Below are 17,411 nucleotides of genomic sequence, written 5' to 3'. Positions count from 1 at the left end.
ATCTGGCGCTCTACCCTTTTTAGCCCAAGCCACCCGGAGCATGTGGTTATCGACTTAGACCGTTCTTACCTCTCTCAGCGCCCACTGTTGCCCCGGTGCGCGACTTTCGGGCCTTGGCTGCGCCTTTGTCCATGGTTACCGCTGCGCTGGGGTGGGTCCCTTCGCTCCGGGCTGCGACCAGGCGACCGCGAATCTGGGTTTCGTTCGCGCCGCTCTGTTCCAGGGACTCCGCGAACTTCTCGTGGTGTTCGGCTGAGCCGTACCCGGCGGCCGACGCAGTTTCTGTTTTGAGGCCCTGATCTGTGGGCCGGCGGCTGCCGTTGCCCGTGACGCGGTTCTCGATTTCGCGGCCGACGCTTTCCATGCGGGTAAAGAGTTCCTTTTCGGCGCGTTCGTACCGCTGTTCCACGGGCGTCCGTTCGGAGCCTTCGAACCCGCCCTCGGCCAGGAGCCTGGCTTCGTGCAGGTCCTTGGCTGATTTCACGAACTGGGGATCCTCAAAGTAGGCGTCATCGGCGCCGTTGACGTTCGCGGTGGTCTCCTTGCGGAGCTGGTCGATGTTGAGCCCGTTGATCCCGTCCTTGCTGATGAGGAACAGGCGTTCCTGCACGGTGGCGTCGGCGGCCGCCACTGCTACGGGCGCCTTCGCGCTGTGGGCGGTCTGCAATGCCTGGGCCAGTTCGGGGTTGGCCAGGTACTCGACGGGCACCTGGTGGCGTTCCATCTCGGGGGCCAGCTCGGCGGCCTGTGCGCGAAGTTCTTCGACGCGGGCAGCAGCGAGCAGGCCCATTGCCTTCTCGTGTTCGGCAGCGGCCTTGCGTGTCTCTTCCTGGCTGCGGGCCAGCTCGTCCTGCCGGACCTTGTCCATGGCGGCGGCCTGGATCCCTGACTCCAGGTAAGCGGCGTCAGTGCCGACGTCGCGGGTGTCAATGCCGTAGCGGGTGAGCACTTCCTGACGGATCTTTTCAGAGGCGGCGAGTGCGGTGGGGTCGTGGTCTTTCCAGCCTTCAGCGACGGCGTGGGCCGTCGCGATATCGTGGGGCTGTGCCTTGTCCCACCACTGGTCCTTTTCCACAGGAGCCAGCCCTGCGTGGGCTGCGCTGCGCTCGGCGGCGAGACGTGCCTGTGCTTCGTGCGCCACCTGGGCGTCTTGGTGTTCCTGCTGACGCTGGGATTCCTGCCGGTTACGGGCCAGAGTCTCGGCAATACGTGAGGCGATCATCAGCGACTGCCGTAGCCCGCCGTCCAGGACGTCATCCATTCCATCTGATTCACTCATCGTGTTCCCCTTGCACTAGTGGTGTGAGTCTTATCGGTCCAGGCCCGGCCCGGAATCGCGTCGGCTGGGCTGGTAGGTCTTGGTCGGGGTCGCCGGTGTTGGCGTTGCGGGCACTGCTGATCCCGGGCGGATGGGGACCATGCCGCGCCGGGCGATGTCGATTGCCCTGGGCGGCACTGCTGCTTCCGTAGCCGACTGCTGTGCTGCACCCACCAGCAAGGCCTCGGGCATGGTGCCGGTGAACGGGGCAAGCTGTTGCTCGACCACTGCACGGATGCGCTGCGCCTCCCGGGTCCGTCCGGACTGCTGATGCATTTCATAGACGGCGAAGGCGGTGTTGATCAGCTGCACCATGAGTGCTGTTTGGGCGGCCGTCTTGTTCTTACTGGACGCTGCCATGAACAACATGGCTGTCCCGGCAATCGACGGTAGCGCGACGGGTTTGCTGTGCTGTCGTGGTGCTCGTAGCTGGGCTGTGCGGGACAGTTCAGCGGCCGTAGCTGCCAACGGTCCCGGTCTCGGTTCCAGCCGGTAGGACCATGCCGCGAACGCACCGGAAACGTCCCGCGCGGCTTTCGCCCAGGTCGCGTGATCGTCACGCGGGATGGTGCGCAGCTGATCCGCCAGAGCGGTCGCGTTACGGGTGTACTCAACCCACATTTCCGCCGGCGGTGTTCCATTCTCAGAGCCGGTCTTGGAGATGGTGCGCTTGTTGCGGGCCGCCGCGTCCCACTCCACTGCAGCCTCCGTCGCCAAGTGCGGGGTGTCCATCCACTCTTCACGCAACGCACCGAGCTTCAGGTCAGAGGCCAGTGTGCCACCGCCGAACCAGATAGGACGTTCTCCCCGTTTGGGTCGCTCAGCTACCGAGTACCCGACAATCACGTCAGTGGTGTTCTTCGCGTATCGCGGCCGCACCAATAGGCCGGTGCCACGGGCCCGGCGGACGAACTCCGCTTCCGTCGCGGAGGCACTGGCGCTGGCGCGTACTTTCCGTGCTAGCGATGACCGGTGCATTTCCCGCTCGTCCCGGATAGCGGTGGCTTTCTCGGCCTGGTCGTATCCACGCGCGGCGTGCACGGTGGAGAGCTGTTCCAAACCGTACTTGACCTCCAACTCGCGGCAGGTTTCCTGTGCCCGCTTGTAGTCACCGTGGGTGGAGGCTTTGGTGCCATCCTCACGGACCAGTGAGACGGCCAGGTGGATGTGGTGGTTGCCGTTCTCGGACGTGCCGTGGTTGATCGCGGCCCAGCGGCACTGCGCCTTTCCGCTGGTCTCGGTGAAGCCCATGGAGTCCATGAAGTCGTTGGCGATATCGCCCCACTGCTGATCCGTCAGCGCGCCCTCTTCGGCGCGCAAACTCATTGAGCAGTGCCAGACACTGGCGTCCTTGTAGCCGACATGAATGCGTTCCTTCTTGGCCGCGTCCCACTCGAAATTTTTGACCTTCATCTCGACGCCGAAGTTCTTCCGGGGACGGTCCAGGTGCTTCGCTATTGCCAGGGCATCAACACGGTCCAGGACGCCATCGTCGTACCACGCCATGATCGCAGCATCACCGGCCACCAGGTGCGGCTCGGTGTGCGCGTTCTTCGTCTTGTCCGCATCCGTGGACGCCAGGTAAACCATCAGTCCGCCCATCCGTGAACCCCGGGTGATGTTGGGAATCATCCCTACACCAACCCATCCAACGCACGGTCAATGCGCACCGCCACCGATCGGATGAACTTCAGCGATTCACGGGCCTCGACCGGGAACTCACCGGTGGCGTTAGCCTGCCGGGCGAGCTGGTTGATGTTGTTCGATGAACGCGCCAGCAACGTGTGGACGGCCATCAGTTCCGCTGCCAGTGCACGGCGTTCAGTCGGTGAATCCGAATGCTCCGACAGGGCCGCCGACATCAGAAGATTCGGAACGGTCACTTTCTGGCTCGCAGCCTTAGCGATGAGAGCCGCTTCCTCCTCGGCCGTGACCCAAACGTCGCGCCGCTTCTTCGTCCCAGCCGGCCGGTTCGCCCGCCGCCGGCGGGAGAGTTTGGAAGGCAGGTTCGGCTCTTCATCTGCCATCCCATCCATCCTTTCGAAGGCCCAGCGCAGCGACCCCGAAACCGGGGACCACACTGACCAGTGTGCCGCACCAGAACGCCAGTGTCGAGCGCGACAAGCCACTTACACGGCTGTAAGTGTATAGCTTGCTCCGCGCGGCAGATTTTCGTCTACGAAATACTCTCCGCTTCGGTCGCGTAGACGGCTTCGCCGTGCCTGCTCTTTCGTCGGCCCTGCGGGCTACTAGACCGCTCGGCTAGGCTGGGTGCCATGGCTACCCACATTGACGCAGAGAAGATCGAACAAGAGCTACAGAAACGGCTGAACAGTCGCATGGATTCCGTTCGCGCCTTAGTGAAGTCGCGAACGTCTGTCGCCAATGCGCGGGCGGCACTCAGTGAGGCCGAAGACGAAGACGCCCGCCGCTACCAGGCCGCGCTCAGCGCGGGCTGGAACGCAGACGAGCTACGCTCCTCGGGACTCCCTGAGCCGGAAAAGAAGCTGCGCGTCCGCAAACGTGCAGCCCGTAAACCGGCAGCTACAAGGCAGCCATCGAATGCTGGAGAATCTGTCGGTCACCACTAGCTGCCTCTCGCCCACATGTGCACAGCAAAAGATTAATCCTTCGGTCTTTTCCTGCACACATGGTGGACGACAGGAACCAGCGAACCGGCTGCACACAACCGCCACGGCACCGACACAGCAAGAGGTGACCAAAGCGCGTGGCGGATGTGTACAGCCTCCACACGGTGTATTCACCACCAAAGCCCACACCATCGGCGCCGGCTTCACCAACGCCGGCATCTCCGCCTCCGGTGCCCCGGCAAGGTAGTGGCAAGAAGATGCTGAAGGCGGCACGCCGGCGACGGTGACGGCATAGCAATATCGTTGGTGGCATCCGTGCGGACTGTGGCGACGCCGACACCCGGTCGCGTCTGAAAACCTGACACCACGGGCGCGGTTTTCGATCAGGACGCAAGCGCGCCGCCTTTGATGCCTGCGCATGAGAAAGCCCTACCGGATCTATTGGGGGACGACCCGGTAGGGCTTCCCGTCCATCCTACGTTGCGGGCGACGTCCGACTGTCCGCGGGTGCTGCTACCCCGTATGGTTCAGCAGACGAGATGAGAGGGCCGGCCAGGGGCCGGCCCTCTCATCTTTTTCCTTCGCACGGGAAAATCTTTGGGGCAGTAAAAACTGCGTGGTGGTTTACCAGGTGAACCCTTCCAGGGGATCCTTGAAAACCATATCGACCGCGCCCGCGGCGTGCGTTGCGGTCCGGTCGGTGTTGGCAGCAAGGAGTGTTTCCGCCTTGCTCGCCCGCGAGTCCACGGGGGTGTACTCCAGGAACAAGTCGGGGTGGGATATATCCGGCGCTGACACGGGAAGGGCTCCTTCAATAGGTGCGTTGCTTCCCTAGCCTATCGTCACGTTCCGACATCGTGTCTGGTCGCTGCGCCCGCGCAGCGTGGATGCGGCCGGGGGAGCGTGCGGCGGAGGCCGCCGCGCCCACAGGCGCGGGTTGGGCACCCAACGACGATGGGTGCCCAACCCTTGACCTGCTAGGAAGCCCCGGGGTAAGCGGTGGCCTTGTTCTTGACCACCTCGGGGAGGAAACCGAGGTCAATCATTTTTTTCAGCAAGTCAGCCAACCGGTAACCCGGGGCCGCCGTCAAAGCCTTATCCAAGTACTGGTCCGCGGTGGTTGACCAGCCCTTGTACCAACTGATGTGGCCCAGCATCGTGTACAGCGGGGCGCGGAACTCGCCCGGGGTCTGTGCCAGCAGTTCCACCAGCAACGCCTCGCCCTGATCGACGCGTGACCACATCGGGCAGGTGCTGGTTTTCCCGATCAACACGGCGCCGTATTCCTCATCATTGATGTTGATGAAATCGGCGATGACGCGATCACGCAAGCCCACGTTCTGCAGGTACGCTACCAGTTGGCAGGCCGTCGCGGTGTCCGGGACGGTGCCCAAGGCGCCTGTCCACGCTGCCCGGGCTCCGATCATGGCCGGGGCGCCGAAGTCCAGCGCGTCAACGTCCGTCAACCCGCTGGCAATATTGGTGATGGTGGTGGCGTTGCCCGGTGCCCCGGTGAACTCGCGATCTTGGGCTTTTCCGGCGTCCGGGTTGGAACCGGCAAAGATCATGTCCGCGTTCGCTTCGCTGTCCGTGATGGACGCCAAGGCCGTCACGGCGGCGTCGGTGTCGAAGTAGTCTTTCCACCCTCCCGGGCTTACCAGCAGGACCTGCCGGATGGGCATTCCGGCGGCCAGCAGGTCGTATTCCAGCGCCTCCACGTATTCGCGGTGCGGCTGCTCGCCGTCCGCGTTCGTGTAGACGGCCAAAATCGTTCCGTCCGCGTCCTTATCGTTAAGGAGATAGTCAACAACCGTCCGGACATAGGCGGCGGCGGGGGCGTTGGTCGGGATGTTCACTCGCAGCGTTGCCCCGAGACGGCCGCCCTGCAAGGTCACCAACACGAACGATTCCACCGGTGTCATGCCGAGGGTGTGGGCGAACACGGCCAGCAGGCCGGCGGGAGTGGAGATATTGAGCTTTTTCATGGTGTTCTCTTTTCCTTGTGCGAAGGATGGGGTGAGTGGGCGGTGTGACTGGGCCAGCTGCCCTCCTCTTTTCCCCGTTGTTTTTTGGTTGCTGGCGAAGCTTGCGGAGCTGTGGCCGACGGAGGCCTGTCTACCCTTCAGGGCAAGGTAAGGGAAAACGTGTGGAGGAAATAAGCGACGCAGGAGCGCCAGAGCATGTTTTCCCGGGCGCAGGCCCCGACGAAGGAGGGGCTAGACAGGCCGGAGCGGCCACGTATGATCCGAAGGACAGCAACCAAAAAACGTCGAAGACGTGGAAGAAATGGGTCGGGTCGGGCGGAGCTTGCGGAGCCCGGCCCGGACCTCAACAGCCGGCCGCGCAGCGGACGCCCAATAACCTGGTGCGAGCTAGCGAGTACCAGGACCTCGGTTCACGGCCGCGCAGCGGACGCGAACCGGCAGTACTAAACCGGCGCAGAGCGCCGGCGGACGCCGGGGTCTCGCCCGGCGGCCTGTGCTCTACCCGAGAGGTTCGCCGTAGGGGCGCTTCCACTCAGGAGGCATCTTCTCCGCTGTTGCCGGGAGCGTGGCCGGGCCGTCTGACTGTCCGCTTTGCCAGTGGAAGTGGGCGTGTCGGCTGATTTCTTCCCAGTGGGCATCTCGGGTGCGGTGCCACGTGGTGGTGACATCGCCCTCGCAGTAGCTGGCCATGCCCCACAATTCGCCTGCCTCATCCCGGGTCCGGGTTCCGGCAATCATGATGTAGGGCCAGCTACCCAGGTCCCAGCCGTCACAGCCCCAGCCGGAGATGACCTGCCAGCCGCGGGCCTCGACGCGGCCCATCCAGTCGTACCCGTCGCCGTTGTACCAGTTGCCAAGGACGGGCAAGCCTTCGATGACCTCCTTCGTGTCGGCGGTGGTCACGGTCGCGGTGCGCAATGCATTCATAGTGTTCTCTTTCCTTGTGCGAAGGCTGGGGGAGTGGGCGGTGTGACCGGGCCAGCTGCCCTCCTCTTTTCCCCGTTGTTTTTTGGTTGCTGGCGAAGCTTGCGGAGCTGTGGCCGACGGAGGCCTGTCTACCCTTGAGGGCAAGGTAAGGGAAAACATGCGGAGGAAATAAGCGACGCAGGAGCGCCAGAGCATGTTTTCCCGGGCGCAGGCCCCGACGAAGGAGGGGCTAGACGGGCCGGAGCGGCCACGTAAAATCCGAAGGACAGCAACCAAAAAACGCGAAGCGTAGAAACCGGGTCCGGGCCGGGCGGAGCTTGCGGAGCCCGGAACCGACCCCAACAGCCGGCCGCGCAGCGGACGCCCGACAACCCGGTGCGAGCTAGCGAGCCACCAAGTCTCATGAGAACGTGAGGGCCCCCCGGAACAACACTGCTACCTCTGACACCCAGAAGCGGCCGAACTTTTCAGTCCCAATTGTCCCGATGGTGTCTTGGACGATTGGGACCGGTGCGTCGGGTGCCGCCAACTAGGGTGGAGTCATGACCGAGCTCGAACCGGACCTTCCCGGAGATTACGCCGCCGCGCTGACGACCCTGAAAGGCCTCGTACGGGAAGCCCAGCATCGGGCGCAGCGCATAGTGAACACGGCGATGATCGAGCTGTATTGGAACATAGGGCGGACCATTCTGGACAGGCAGGTGACCGAGCAGTGGGGGAGCAAGGTTCTTGACCAGATCGCACGTGACCTGCGGGCAGAGTTCCCGCACATGAAGGGGTTCTCCCGCACCAATGTGTACAACATGCGCGCCTTCGCCGCGGCATGGAACGGCCCGGAACCAATTGTCCAGACACCGTCTGGACAATTGAGCTGGAGCCACAACGTCGCGCTCCTGAACAAGCTGGACGACCACGAGTTACGCCGATGGTACGCATTCAGAGCTGTCCAGCATGGTTGGTCGGTGGCCGTGCTGGAACACCAGATCCTCACCAGCCTCCACAGCCGCACCGGTGCGGCCCCGAACAATCTTGAGGCACGGCTGCCCGGAGAAGGCACTGACCTGGCACGGGAGGTCGCCAAGGACCCTCTGGTGCTTGACTTTCTGGGTCTGACCGAGGAAGCCCAGGAAGTTGCCATCGAGGAGGCTATGACGCTGCGCATGGCGCAGACGCTGGCCGAGTTCGGGCCCGGATTCGCCTTCGTCGGCCGCCAGTACCATCTCGACGTCGATGGAGATGACTTTTTCATCGACCTACTGCTCTACCACGTCCCTTCCGACCGTTACGTCGTCGTGGAACTAAAAGCTGGCAAATTCAAACCCGAGCACCTGGGTCAGCTGAATTTCTACGTCACCGCGGTCAACGACATGCTCCGGCTGCCCAGGCAGGGCCCAACTGTCGGGATCCTCGTATGTGGATCCAGGAACGAACGTACCGTGCGCTACGCACTCGACGGTTCTGCCCAACCCCTGACCGTGACGTCCTACACGTACGAAGCACTTCCGGCTGATGAGCGAGCTACTCTGCCATCCCCGTCAGCCATCACCGCAGCGCTCGAGCACGACTCCGCGGGTGCCCCCGAGGCGTAACGCTTAGGTGGATCAACGCCAGGTCGCTGTGTAGACATGATGCCAAGCCCGGACCATGCGGTCGTACATCTGGATTGCCCAGTCTAAGCGTCAGGCCCACCATCCAGTGACCGGCGCGACGCCGGTCCTATAGGGAATCGAGTTCATCATGCGGCAACGCAGGTGGCTTTCTCGCGGGACTACCGAGGATGGCGCAAGCAGCAATGATGGGGAGGAGATCAGGACCAGTTCGGCTGGTCACTTGTGTTGTGAACCAAGAGAACCTGGGCGCCCTCGCGGGCTCCTCGCATCCGGCGATGTCAAGGTGGTCATCGACAAGATCTACGCGCTTGGCGAGGCCGCGAATGCAGTCGCCCACATGCTAGGACACCGAGCCAAAGGAAAAATCGTCCTCGCCGTCTAGCGGAGACCTCGCAGTCATCCGCACAATTCACTCAGACCCCAACCTGCTGCGGTGAACGACTCTCGAGCTAGTGTTCCAGTTCTTTGGAACCGAGACGGCTGGGCCCGTCTGTCTTCCGGACAGCGTGCCTCCACTTCACTCCTTCTGTGGGCGTACGAGATCCGCAGCGTAGCAAACCCACCATTAACGGATCCTTCGATCAGCCGGTTTTTCCGCCTCGGCTGGCCATTTGTCGGGGTTACTGGTGTGCGGGGGCTTACAGCGTCTGCTCGTCACCTTGATCGGCCAGGAGCAGCCACTGGGTGGGTGAGCACTGGTAGGCCTGTCTGAACGTCCTGGTGAAAGTGGAGGTGTCGCGGAAACCGCAGGCGGTGGCGATGGCGTGGATGGCTTGGTTTGTTTGGGGACGGGCGGCAAGGAGGGACGCTGCATGTTCCATGCGGAGACGCCGCGCGTAGGCGGCCGGCGTTTCTCCGGTGGAGGAGAAGAGGGAGTGGAGCTTCCGTTGGGAGACATTCAGGGCGCGAGCCAAACGTTCGACACCAAGGTTCGGATCGCCGAGGTGTCTCCGGATGTATGCCTTGGCGGATTGAAGGAGCGTCTGGTCGTTGTCCCAGCCGGTGCCGCGGAGTCCCGCGAAGGAGCGCAGAGCCAAGGCGAGGAGGTCGGCGCTGATCTGGCCCAGTTCCTGCCGTGCCTGTGCGGTCAGCTGGGAGCGGCCGGCGATAATGCCGAAAACGTAGCCGTTGAAGGCGGCCATGCCGGGGACGGATCCGTCCATGGTCCGTCCGCACAGGTCCGACACGAGCGCGTCCTTCAGTCCGAGGCGCCTGCGGGGCACGCGTAGAACGATGAGGTCTTGGCCGGCTCGAGGCTGGTCCAGAAGGTAGGGGCGGTTCGTCTCGTAGAGGGCAGCGGCTCCCGGGACGAGCCTGGCGGTCCGTCCGTGCTGGTGGACGTCGCCGGTCGACTTGAGCTGCAGCGATAGCAGCAGGTCGTCGTCGCCGCTCTGACGGGCCAGCTGCACAGTGCGTTCCACACGCAAGGGGCCGGACATGATGCGGGCCAGCGAAACGCCGCCGGAGAGCGGAACCGACTCCAGATGCGCGGTGAATCCGGGAGCAAGACTTGTGCAGAGCAGGGGCACGAAGGCCGTGCTCGCTGCGTCCTGCCAGGCCCGGACGTCGGTGGCCTCAAGTTCAGCCATCGTGTACCCCAAATCCCGTATCAGTTTGTTCCCCGCAGAAGAGCCCTGAACTTGCAGGAATCGCAGCCGGGCCTGCAGGAATTGCCAATGACATGACGTGGATCACGCCATAAATTGAGGGTACATCCAAACCCTATAAGGAGAAGTCGTGGGCAATAAGGTACGAGTTGCGGCCGTGCAGGCGGAACCGGTCTGGCTGGACATCGACGGAACGACCACCAAGACCATAGATCTGATCGGCGAAGCCGCAAACGGTGGAGCGGATTTAGTCGCGTTCCCCGAGACGTGGATCCCCGGCTACCCCGTCTTCCTGTGGTCCTACCCGGTGTACGAGCAGATGGAGTTCGTGGCCCGGTACCACGCCAATTCCCCCACCCTCGACGGGGAACACCTCCGCCGGATTCGCGAAGCGGCGCGCCGCCATGCCATCACCGTCGTCCTGGGCTTCAGCGAGAAGGACGCGGGATCGCTTTACATCTCCCAGGCCGTCATCGGACCCGATGGCGAGATCCTGATGCACCGGCGCAAGCTCAAGCCCACCCACGCAGAGCGCACGTTGTTCGGGGAAAGCGACGGGAGTGGCATCAAGGTCATCGACACCCCGCTTGGGCGTATCGGTGCGCTGAACTGCTTCGAACACATCCAGCCGCTGACGAAGTACGCCATGTATGCACAGAACGAGCAGATCCATGTCGCAGGGTGGCCCTGCCTCGGGATCTTAGGAAACGTGCCAGCCCTCAGCCCGGAATCTATCATGGCCTGCACTCAGACCTATGCCCTCGAGGGCAGCGCTTTTGTCATCGCCGCCACGCAGATCATGTCCCACGAGGGGGCACGCAAGTTCCCCACGGCCGACGGCGGCCCGACCCCCATCTACACCGGCGGCGGAGGGTACGCCCGGGTCTACGGGCCGCACTCCGGCCTCATCACCGAGCCCCTCGCCCCGACCACCGAAGGAATCGTTTACGCCGACATCGACCTGGCAGAGATTGACCTGGCCAAGAACATAGTCGATCCCGCCGGCCACTACGCCCGGGCGGACGTCACCCGCCTCGTCTTCGATGACCGGCCGAAGAAGCCCGTTATCAGGCCCAGTGAACTCGACCCGCAGGAATTCCAGGAACTGAGACTGGACGCAGAACAGGAGAACGACCCTCCTACGGGTAGCGACGGGCTGGTTCTTCGGTACGGGAATCCATGACAGCCCCTGTGGTGACGGAAGAACTGACCGTCTTGTCAAAGGATCCTTTGACAAGACGACCCTTCGTCGTCGCCTTGGCTGGGATACCGAAGACTGGGACGGAGACGCAGCATGGTTTCCTGCCCCGGTGGGGGTCTAAGTTTCCTGACGGTTTCGGGAAGGTGCCGTGCCGTCTATCGTTGGCGCATGAGCCCACTTCCCCTGCAGCCAGATCCGGCCTATGTTTCTGATCTGCTCTCATCGGAGAGTTGGCCGAACGGAATCGTCTGGCATTACACGAATGCCTCGGGCCTGGCCGGAATCATCCGGGAGAACGTCCTGTGGGCCAGTTCAACGGCATTCATGAACGACCACCAGGAGCTGCGTACAGGCACGGACTTGCTCCAAGGGCTTCTCGCCCGCCATGGGCCCAACCTTGACCCGCAGGTCGTGGCAGATGTCCGGGCGATGGTGCGTTCGGCGACAACCCAGGACCGGTATAAGACCTTCATTGCGTGCGCTTGCAAGGATGCCAACAACCTGACCATGTGGCGCAACTACACGGGCCCTGATGTCGGGTTCGCCGTCGGGCTCTCCCCCGATAAGGCCCTATCTGTCCGGCGACAAAGGGCGATGACCAGAGAGATGGTCGCCAAGATGGGTTTCCTGGATAAAGACAGTGAGGACGAGGTCTTTGACGGCGCACGATGGGATATGGGGTCCTTCGGGTGGCAGGAGACAGTCTACGATCCAAAGAAGCAGCTCGATACTGCCTGGGGTCTCCTCCGGGACCTGGAAAACACCGCCGTCGCTCGCCGCAACGGTCGAACGATCGAAAAGCACGAACTTGATGTCATGACGGAGATCAATCGCGACCTTCAGACCTTCAAACATCCCGGCTTCAAAGACGAGCAGGAGACGCGCGTTGTATGCACAGCCGCCCTCCACACCGATCTCGTCTACGTCAAGCATCGCCCCAGCCGTTACGGCATCGTCCCGTACGTCGAACTCTGCCTTCCGGCAGAATCGCGAAGCGACCTGCCCTTCGAACCCATCCTGACAGAGGATCCCAGGTACACCTCCAACACCCCGGAACCGGTCCAGGAACTTCCGATCGTCGGGATTGCCGTCGGCCCGACACCCTACCCCGAGGAGGCCGCTGCCGGCGCGCGTGAACTCCTCCGGTCCGTCGGGCGGAACATACCGGTCATCCCTAGCAGGGTCCCCTTCCGCTGGTAGGCGCGGCGCCACTCACATCCCGCTCAAACAGATCATCGATGCCGTCACCGACTGCAACTACGGCCTCCTTCAGCATGCTCAGGGGTAACCGTGTCAGACCCAGGTGAGCGTCCGCGGGAACGTACCCAGGCTTCGGACGGTCACCAGCTGGAGACTGAACCCGAGCCGGTTGCGATCACCGCGCCGTTTCGCGACGAGGTCCAGATCGGCGTCGTCCAGGAAGAAGAACCGCTCCAACCCCGTCTGTTCCGGGGCCCGCGCCGGATGAGTCCGTACGAGGCTTCCTCGGCCGCAGTCAAATATTTATGTTTGGCCATACAGGCTTAACGAACCGAGGCAACCATCGTTACCGCTGGAGATCGGCTTAGCGTGACTTTGCCGAGCATTGGTCCTCAAGCCCCCAATCCATTACGTCAGTTCCGGATCCAGGACTACCCCGTGCTGTTCGGTCGTGCTGTTCGGTCGTGCTGTTCCGTGGTGCCCGTGGTGTTGTTCTTCCGGTGTTGATGGTGAACGGTAGAACCGGCTGGATGATCAGCTCTACTTCCGCTACATCAACCCCGGCACCGAGCGCGATCGCGTGCGTGTCAGTGAGGAGCTTTGCCCGAATGAGCGCGCCGGGGACTTCCACACATTCCAAGGACCACAAGGTGCCGGTCTTTTCTGCGCTCACTGTGAGAGTGCCACTGCCCCCTCCTTTCCGGGTACCGTTGTTCGCCGCAGGTCTTAGCGCGGCGGTTTTTCGGTAGTCGGGCCGGGGCCGGGGCCGGGGCCGGGGGCAGCATCTCTGCCGCCGACGGGTTCAGCAGCAGACATGCGGTTATCGCGGGCGGGCCGGCGACCCGCTGTATTCGGCGCTGTTGACGCTTCATACCGGGGCGGATCTGCTCACGGACAAGCAACGCCAACGTCTTGAAACCCTGTTCTCTACTGATACGCATGTCGAAGTTGAAGCGAGCTGGGGTATTTACCAACGCATGGTTGCCGCCTACCGGCAACCAGACCGGCCCGAAGGGCGGGAGTTGATGCAGGCCGTGATCGACTCCGTCAGCGCCGAGTTCCCAGCGCACTCACCGAGCTCACAAAACTCGGGCGAACCCTCAAACGTCGGGCAAAAGATGTGATGGCATACTTCGACCGACTAGGGACCTCCAAGGGCCAACTGAAGCCATCCAATGCCGACTCGAACACCTACGAGGATCCGCCCTTGGCTTCAGCAACCTCACCAACTACGTCGCCAGATCATTGCTGGAATCCGGCGGATTCAGACCGAAGCTACACCCTCAATTCTGAAGAGCCGGATTAACAGTCACACGCAGGGCTAGCCGGGGGGGACCTGCAGATCCCTTCCGTTGTCTGGCAAGTTCCCGGACGACGGTGGCTTCGCTGACTTCAATGGCCTTGGCGATGTCCGCCATGGTTCTTTCCCGCAGCCGGTTTCGTTCGTACTCGGCGGTGGCTGAGAAGAAGTGGAACACCAGCAACCCATGAGAGGTCGTGGTGTCGAGCCACATCTCGGTCAGAGAACGCAGCCCGACGTGCCGGTCTGCCACGGCTTTGACTATGTTGGCCCCGTCGGCGGTATTCCTACCCAATCTGGACAAGTCGTTGACCACAAGAATGTTTCCGGGCTGCAGGTGATCCAAGCAGTCCTGCCATTCGGGCCGACAATGGGGGCACTGCCCAACCAGGGTTTATTACCGTCCCCAGGACCGAGGAATGCCGGCATGCTTTGATCATGCATAGCTTGCTGTATGAATAACACATGGCACATGAGTCCTGGGAGGAGCGCACCAGCAATCATCGATTGTCTAAACGCGCTAAGTTTTGGATCGGTATTCTAGTCTTCCTGATCACGGTCACCGGCTTTTCACTGAAGGATTTCTGGCCTAATAGTCCCGAGGTCGCAGCTCCTTCACCGACAAGCACCATCCCAACTCCCGTTTCAACTGGTGGAGGATGGGGTCCCCCCAGAGCGACCTTCAAGATAGATCAACCAGCAACCTACGCCGTACTCAACAGCATCACGGACAATCCCGACTATGGCGATGAACGCCAGTTCTTTACTGTGAGGCCGGCAGATGTCACGAAATTTGGACCGAACTTTAAGACTTCTCTAAGAGTCACTGCGGGGGACGTACTGACCTTTCGTGTCCTATATGAGGACTCCGCCGCCGACAACTTTGAAGATTCGGACCCGTCTTGGATTCAAGGAGCAACAGCGGTCCTCGCATATGACGATAGCCCTCTACTACGACGGGTGATGCAACTTTCCATAAGTGCTGCAAACTCGCCCATGATATGGTCTGCGCTCGTTCTCGAGTCGGAAAATTTGTTTTCGCTGGAATATGTGCGTGACTCGGCTCGGATCTACAACAACGCTCATGGACTTAAGACAGCGAAAGGGCCATACAAGTTTGACTTTGACCAACTTCGATCGGCCACCGGCCTGAAGCTGGGCTATGACGAGATGAATGGGACCATTCGACCTGGATACCAATATGCAGGATATATCTATTTCGACATGAAGGTCGTTGACGCCTCATAACAGGAATTTCCATCCGCCAAGCGATGGACGCCCAGGGCGTGGTGTTCCCAGCAGGTTGGCTTCGGCGAGTTCCAGGCCATGATTGGCGGCATCATGGTCAAGCCTTTCATGTTCGTGCTGCGCCTGTCGTATTCGGGCAGGGCCATCCAAGCCCAGGAATCGTTCTTCGATGGCCATAACTTCGCCTTTAAACGTCTCGGTGGGATCCCACCGAGACGGATCCGCTATGACAACTTGCCCCCTGCGGTCATCCGGGTTGCCCTGGGGCGCTAACGGTTGAAAAATCCTCGGTTCATCGCTTTGCGTTCGCACTACGGGTTTGATTCGTTCTTTTGCATTTCCGGCATCGATGGGGCCCCAACTGGGGGTCGATGCGCGCGCTGCGCGACCCCAGAACGAAGAAGGTCATCCGAGGCACGGCATCTACGTTGCCCCTGGTAGCCGTACGGTCGCGGTGGAGATTGTGGTGCCGCGGAACTTTCTGGCCATGGCCTCCACCAATTGGGACGACATCCACCGCCGGGCGGAAGCGACCGCAGGAGTCCTGTAGGGCCTTGTCCGGATCCGGTTCGTCGGCAATGATTAGGTAGCCTGAGGAGGTAACTTATGGCGCGGAACAGATCACGGCAAATAGCTGTAGGCGCACGGGTTCCCCGACAGGCTCCCGAACTCCCGGCGGTGGTTCCTGTCCGTCGGCAGTGGTGGACCCGGACGAAGGCGGTCGTCATCACTTCAACGGCCATCGCGGGTGGCATTGTTTTTTGGATCACGCTCCCGGCAACAGTGGACTCTACAGTCCAAAGCATGGGCTTGATGCCCAAGGACGTTTCCAAAGCCACAGTCACTGCTGCACCCGCTACTGCAGCATATACAGGGGGTTGGGGGCCCGCCAGGGAAACGTTCACCATGGGCCACCCGGCCGACTATGCGGTCCTCAATTCCATTACGGACAACAATCTGCAGGGGGATGAGCGCAATTTCGTCCAGATCAAGCTGCCTCCGGGACGGTATGTCGAGGAGGTGAACGCCGTTCCCGGCGACAAGATTTCGGTCTACGCCTATGCGGAGAATGATGTCGCGGACAATCTCGCCAGTGGAACTTCCGCGGTCCGAGGATTTACGGCCCGCATGGTTTTGGGGCAGACCCCGGAGGGAAAATCTACTATTGGTGTTGTCTACGACGGTAAAAACATCCAGCCCGTCTGGGACGGGGCCACGGTAAAATCGGCGTCTAAAATCAAGCTTGCATATATCCCAGGATCCTTGAGATTCGTCACCAATCACAGCCCGGAGGGTGGCTTTGTGGTGCCGGATAGCCAGTTCGGGAAGCTTCAGCCAGTGCAGCTGGGGGAGACGGCCATGAACGGCTCCTACTCAGTGGCGACGGTGGGCGACATGCCTGGTGGCCGTGGGTATCTGCTCTTCGATGTCCTAGTCGTTGACGCCTCATCCTGACCGTTTTTTACGTGCCAATCTCCTGTTTTTGGGCCTGCAGAGACTTTTTTCTCCCAGGTGTGAGGATCACGCGGCAACCGCAATACACCCTGCATTTGGACTTGACCGCCGCAAGACGATCGAATGTCATACCCAGGAAGTCCTGCCAATTACTAGCTCAACCGCCGGCAAGTGGATTACCGACCGACACGTCTAGACCCCATAACGCTGCAATAGCGACGCATTTGAAGTCTCTGCGTTCACAAGCCCGAGCTGATGCCACCCTGGGTAGTCGTGTTAACCTCTGTCAAGTTGCGGTGTACCCCAACTTGGCGTCTCACGACACCTTCCGGAGCACCAAGCCTTTAGAAGTGAAACAGTCAATCTCCGGGCATCTGCCAACAGGTCATACAGAAAGGCCGGTTCGCGGAATGGTGCTCGACCTCGTGTAGCGTGATCGACCTACCTGGCAGCCCCTCAAGCTTCGAGCTGTGCGATACTCCGGTTCTCTCGTGCCAATGATGTTCAGCAAGCACGAGATTGTGACGACCCCGGCTAAGGCACAGATATCCACCAATCACCCGGTGCAGTCGTGCTTTGATAGTTTCAGCCATGCTCCTCATCCTCTCTGATGCCACTGACAAACGATAGTTATGGGGGGAAGCTTGTGAGGCGGGCCTAGTTACAGAAGCCGTGTCCCACTTGGGGGTCTTGGTAGGAATGGAACGGAAATTCACGACCCAAATCCATGAACTTTTCTGGAACGTTTTAGCGGTTCCCGTAGCGCTGCTGTGCTGCCTGGCGGCTGATGCCTAACGCGTCGCCAATGTCTGCCCATAACGTGTACCCCAACCAGACGTCAGGCATGATGCCTTCTCGCCTGGCAGAATGAAGTCCTTTTTCAATTTATTGACGGGTGTTGTCGCGGGTCTCGGATTTCATCCTGACGGTTTCAATCCTGGCGTGCTGTAAGTGGTCAGCGTCTGGGAT

Annotated in this window: 18 protein-coding genes and 2 pseudogenes; 9 read left to right on the top strand and 11 right to left on the bottom strand. The window is 61.5% G+C overall.

All coding sequences use genetic code 11. The features are described from left to right. Positions 1–46: 46 nt before the first annotated feature. From IV500_RS17185 to mobC, 3 genes are read right to left on the bottom strand one after another with little or no spacing between them, the layout of a single operon-like run. Entirely contained in the window at positions 47–1,279 is a 1,233-nt protein-coding gene (locus IV500_RS17185; protein ID WP_196398045.1) for a hypothetical protein, read from the bottom strand. 30 nt (positions 1,280–1,309) lie between these two features. Beyond that, positions 1,310–2,950: a relaxase/mobilization nuclease domain-containing protein gene (locus tag IV500_RS17180; RefSeq protein WP_196398044.1), complete on the bottom strand. Its 1,641-nt coding sequence runs from the start codon at positions 2,948–2,950 to the stop codon at positions 1,310–1,312. 2 nt (positions 2,951–2,952) lie between these two features. Beyond that, positions 2,953–3,345, bottom strand: coding sequence for a plasmid mobilization relaxosome protein MobC (gene mobC, locus IV500_RS17175; RefSeq protein WP_196398043.1), 393 nt, complete (start codon positions 3,343–3,345; stop codon positions 2,953–2,955). A 249-nt stretch (positions 3,346–3,594) separates the two neighbouring features. On the opposite strand from mobC, the gene IV500_RS17170 reads away from it, so the two are divergent. Beyond that, positions 3,595–3,909, top strand: a complete 315-nt coding sequence (locus tag IV500_RS17170; RefSeq protein ID WP_196398042.1) for a hypothetical protein — start codon at positions 3,595–3,597, stop codon at positions 3,907–3,909. 624 nt (positions 3,910–4,533) lie between these two features. On the opposite strand, the gene IV500_RS17165 is transcribed toward IV500_RS17170, so the two are convergent. From IV500_RS17165 to IV500_RS17155, 3 genes are all read right to left on the bottom strand, one after another. After that, on the bottom strand, positions 4,534–4,707 hold the full coding sequence (locus IV500_RS17165) for a hypothetical protein (RefSeq protein ID WP_196398041.1): 174 nt from the start codon (positions 4,705–4,707) through the stop codon (positions 4,534–4,536). 179 nt (positions 4,708–4,886) lie between these two features. Next, positions 4,887–5,894: a DUF4192 domain-containing protein gene (locus tag IV500_RS17160; protein WP_196398040.1), complete on the bottom strand. Its 1,008-nt coding sequence runs from the start codon at positions 5,892–5,894 to the stop codon at positions 4,887–4,889. 498 nt (positions 5,895–6,392) lie between these two features. After that, the gene (locus IV500_RS17155; protein WP_196398039.1) at positions 6,393–6,821 is read right to left on the bottom strand and encodes a hypothetical protein; all 429 of its coding nucleotides are present in this window, start codon (positions 6,819–6,821) and stop codon (positions 6,393–6,395) included. A 542-nt stretch (positions 6,822–7,363) separates the two neighbouring features. On the opposite strand from IV500_RS17155, the gene IV500_RS17150 reads away from it, so the two are divergent. Then, positions 7,364–8,410 (top strand): PDDEXK nuclease domain-containing protein, encoded by a 1,047-nt coding sequence (locus IV500_RS17150; protein ID WP_196398038.1) that lies wholly within the window; start codon positions 7,364–7,366, stop codon positions 8,408–8,410. 148 nt (positions 8,411–8,558) lie between these two features. Continuing rightward, complete coding sequence (locus IV500_RS22300) at positions 8,559–8,813, top strand: zinc-binding dehydrogenase (RefSeq protein WP_376770224.1); 255 nt, start codon at positions 8,559–8,561, stop codon at positions 8,811–8,813. A gap of 256 nt (positions 8,814–9,069) precedes the next feature. Here the strand turns inward: IV500_RS22300 and IV500_RS17140 are convergent, their stop codons facing one another. After that, the gene (locus IV500_RS17140) at positions 9,070–10,020 is read right to left on the bottom strand and encodes a helix-turn-helix transcriptional regulator (RefSeq protein ID WP_196398036.1); all 951 of its coding nucleotides are present in this window, start codon (positions 10,018–10,020) and stop codon (positions 9,070–9,072) included. A 148-nt stretch (positions 10,021–10,168) separates the two neighbouring features. Between IV500_RS17140 and IV500_RS17135 the strand changes: the two genes are divergently transcribed. Continuing rightward, positions 10,169–11,221: a carbon-nitrogen hydrolase family protein gene (locus IV500_RS17135; RefSeq protein ID WP_196398035.1), complete on the top strand. Its 1,053-nt coding sequence runs from the start codon at positions 10,169–10,171 to the stop codon at positions 11,219–11,221. Positions 11,222–11,407: 186 nt separating this feature from the next. Further along, entirely contained in the window at positions 11,408–12,439 is a 1,032-nt protein-coding gene (locus IV500_RS17130) for a DUF2971 domain-containing protein (RefSeq protein ID WP_196398034.1), read from the top strand. Positions 12,440–12,538: 99 nt separating this feature from the next. On the opposite strand, the pseudogene IV500_RS17125 reads toward IV500_RS17130, so the two are convergent. Both IV500_RS17125 and IV500_RS17120 read right to left on the bottom strand, forming a co-directional pair. Beyond that, a pseudogene (locus IV500_RS17125) lies at positions 12,539–12,742 on the bottom strand (DUF4158 domain-containing protein); the annotation flags it as partial. 61 nt (positions 12,743–12,803) lie between these two features. Further along, positions 12,804–13,112, bottom strand: a complete 309-nt coding sequence (locus tag IV500_RS17120) for a hypothetical protein (protein WP_196398033.1) — start codon at positions 13,110–13,112, stop codon at positions 12,804–12,806. 115 nt (positions 13,113–13,227) lie between these two features. On the opposite strand from IV500_RS17120, the pseudogene IV500_RS17115 reads away from it, so the two are divergent. Continuing rightward, positions 13,228–13,732: pseudogene (locus tag IV500_RS17115) on the top strand (ISL3 family transposase); the annotation flags it as partial. Here the strand turns inward: IV500_RS17115 and IV500_RS17110 are convergent. Then, positions 13,723–14,130 (bottom strand): recombinase family protein, encoded by a 408-nt coding sequence (locus IV500_RS17110; protein WP_196398093.1) that lies wholly within the window; start codon positions 14,128–14,130, stop codon positions 13,723–13,725. The pseudogene IV500_RS17115 and the gene IV500_RS17110 sit on opposite strands and share 10 nt — an antisense overlap. Positions 14,131–14,204: 74 nt before the next feature. On the opposite strand from IV500_RS17110, the gene IV500_RS17105 reads away from it, so the two are divergent. Continuing rightward, on the top strand, positions 14,205–14,987 hold the full coding sequence (locus IV500_RS17105; RefSeq protein ID WP_196398032.1) for a hypothetical protein: 783 nt from the start codon (positions 14,205–14,207) through the stop codon (positions 14,985–14,987). Here IV500_RS17105 and IV500_RS17100 read toward each other — a convergent pair. Next, positions 14,982–15,164: a hypothetical protein gene (locus tag IV500_RS17100; RefSeq protein WP_196398031.1), complete on the bottom strand. Its 183-nt coding sequence runs from the start codon at positions 15,162–15,164 to the stop codon at positions 14,982–14,984. The genes IV500_RS17105 and IV500_RS17100 overlap by 6 nt on opposite strands. 142 nt (positions 15,165–15,306) lie before the next feature. Between IV500_RS17100 and IV500_RS17095 the strand changes: the two genes are divergently transcribed. Further along, positions 15,307–15,537, top strand: a complete 231-nt coding sequence (locus tag IV500_RS17095; RefSeq protein ID WP_196398030.1) for a hypothetical protein — start codon at positions 15,307–15,309, stop codon at positions 15,535–15,537. A 56-nt stretch (positions 15,538–15,593) separates the two neighbouring features. Next, positions 15,594–16,442, top strand: coding sequence for a hypothetical protein (locus IV500_RS17090; RefSeq protein ID WP_196398029.1), 849 nt, complete (start codon positions 15,594–15,596; stop codon positions 16,440–16,442). Positions 16,443–17,411: the final 969 nt, after the last annotated feature.

The organism is Arthrobacter terrae, from assembly GCF_015708085.1.
In the GTDB taxonomy this organism is placed as follows: Bacteria; Actinomycetota; Actinomycetes; order Actinomycetales; family Micrococcaceae; genus Arthrobacter_M; species Arthrobacter_M terrae.
The sequence above is the reverse complement of the archived record's forward strand: the minus strand, read 5'-3'. Positions and strand labels throughout refer to the sequence as shown.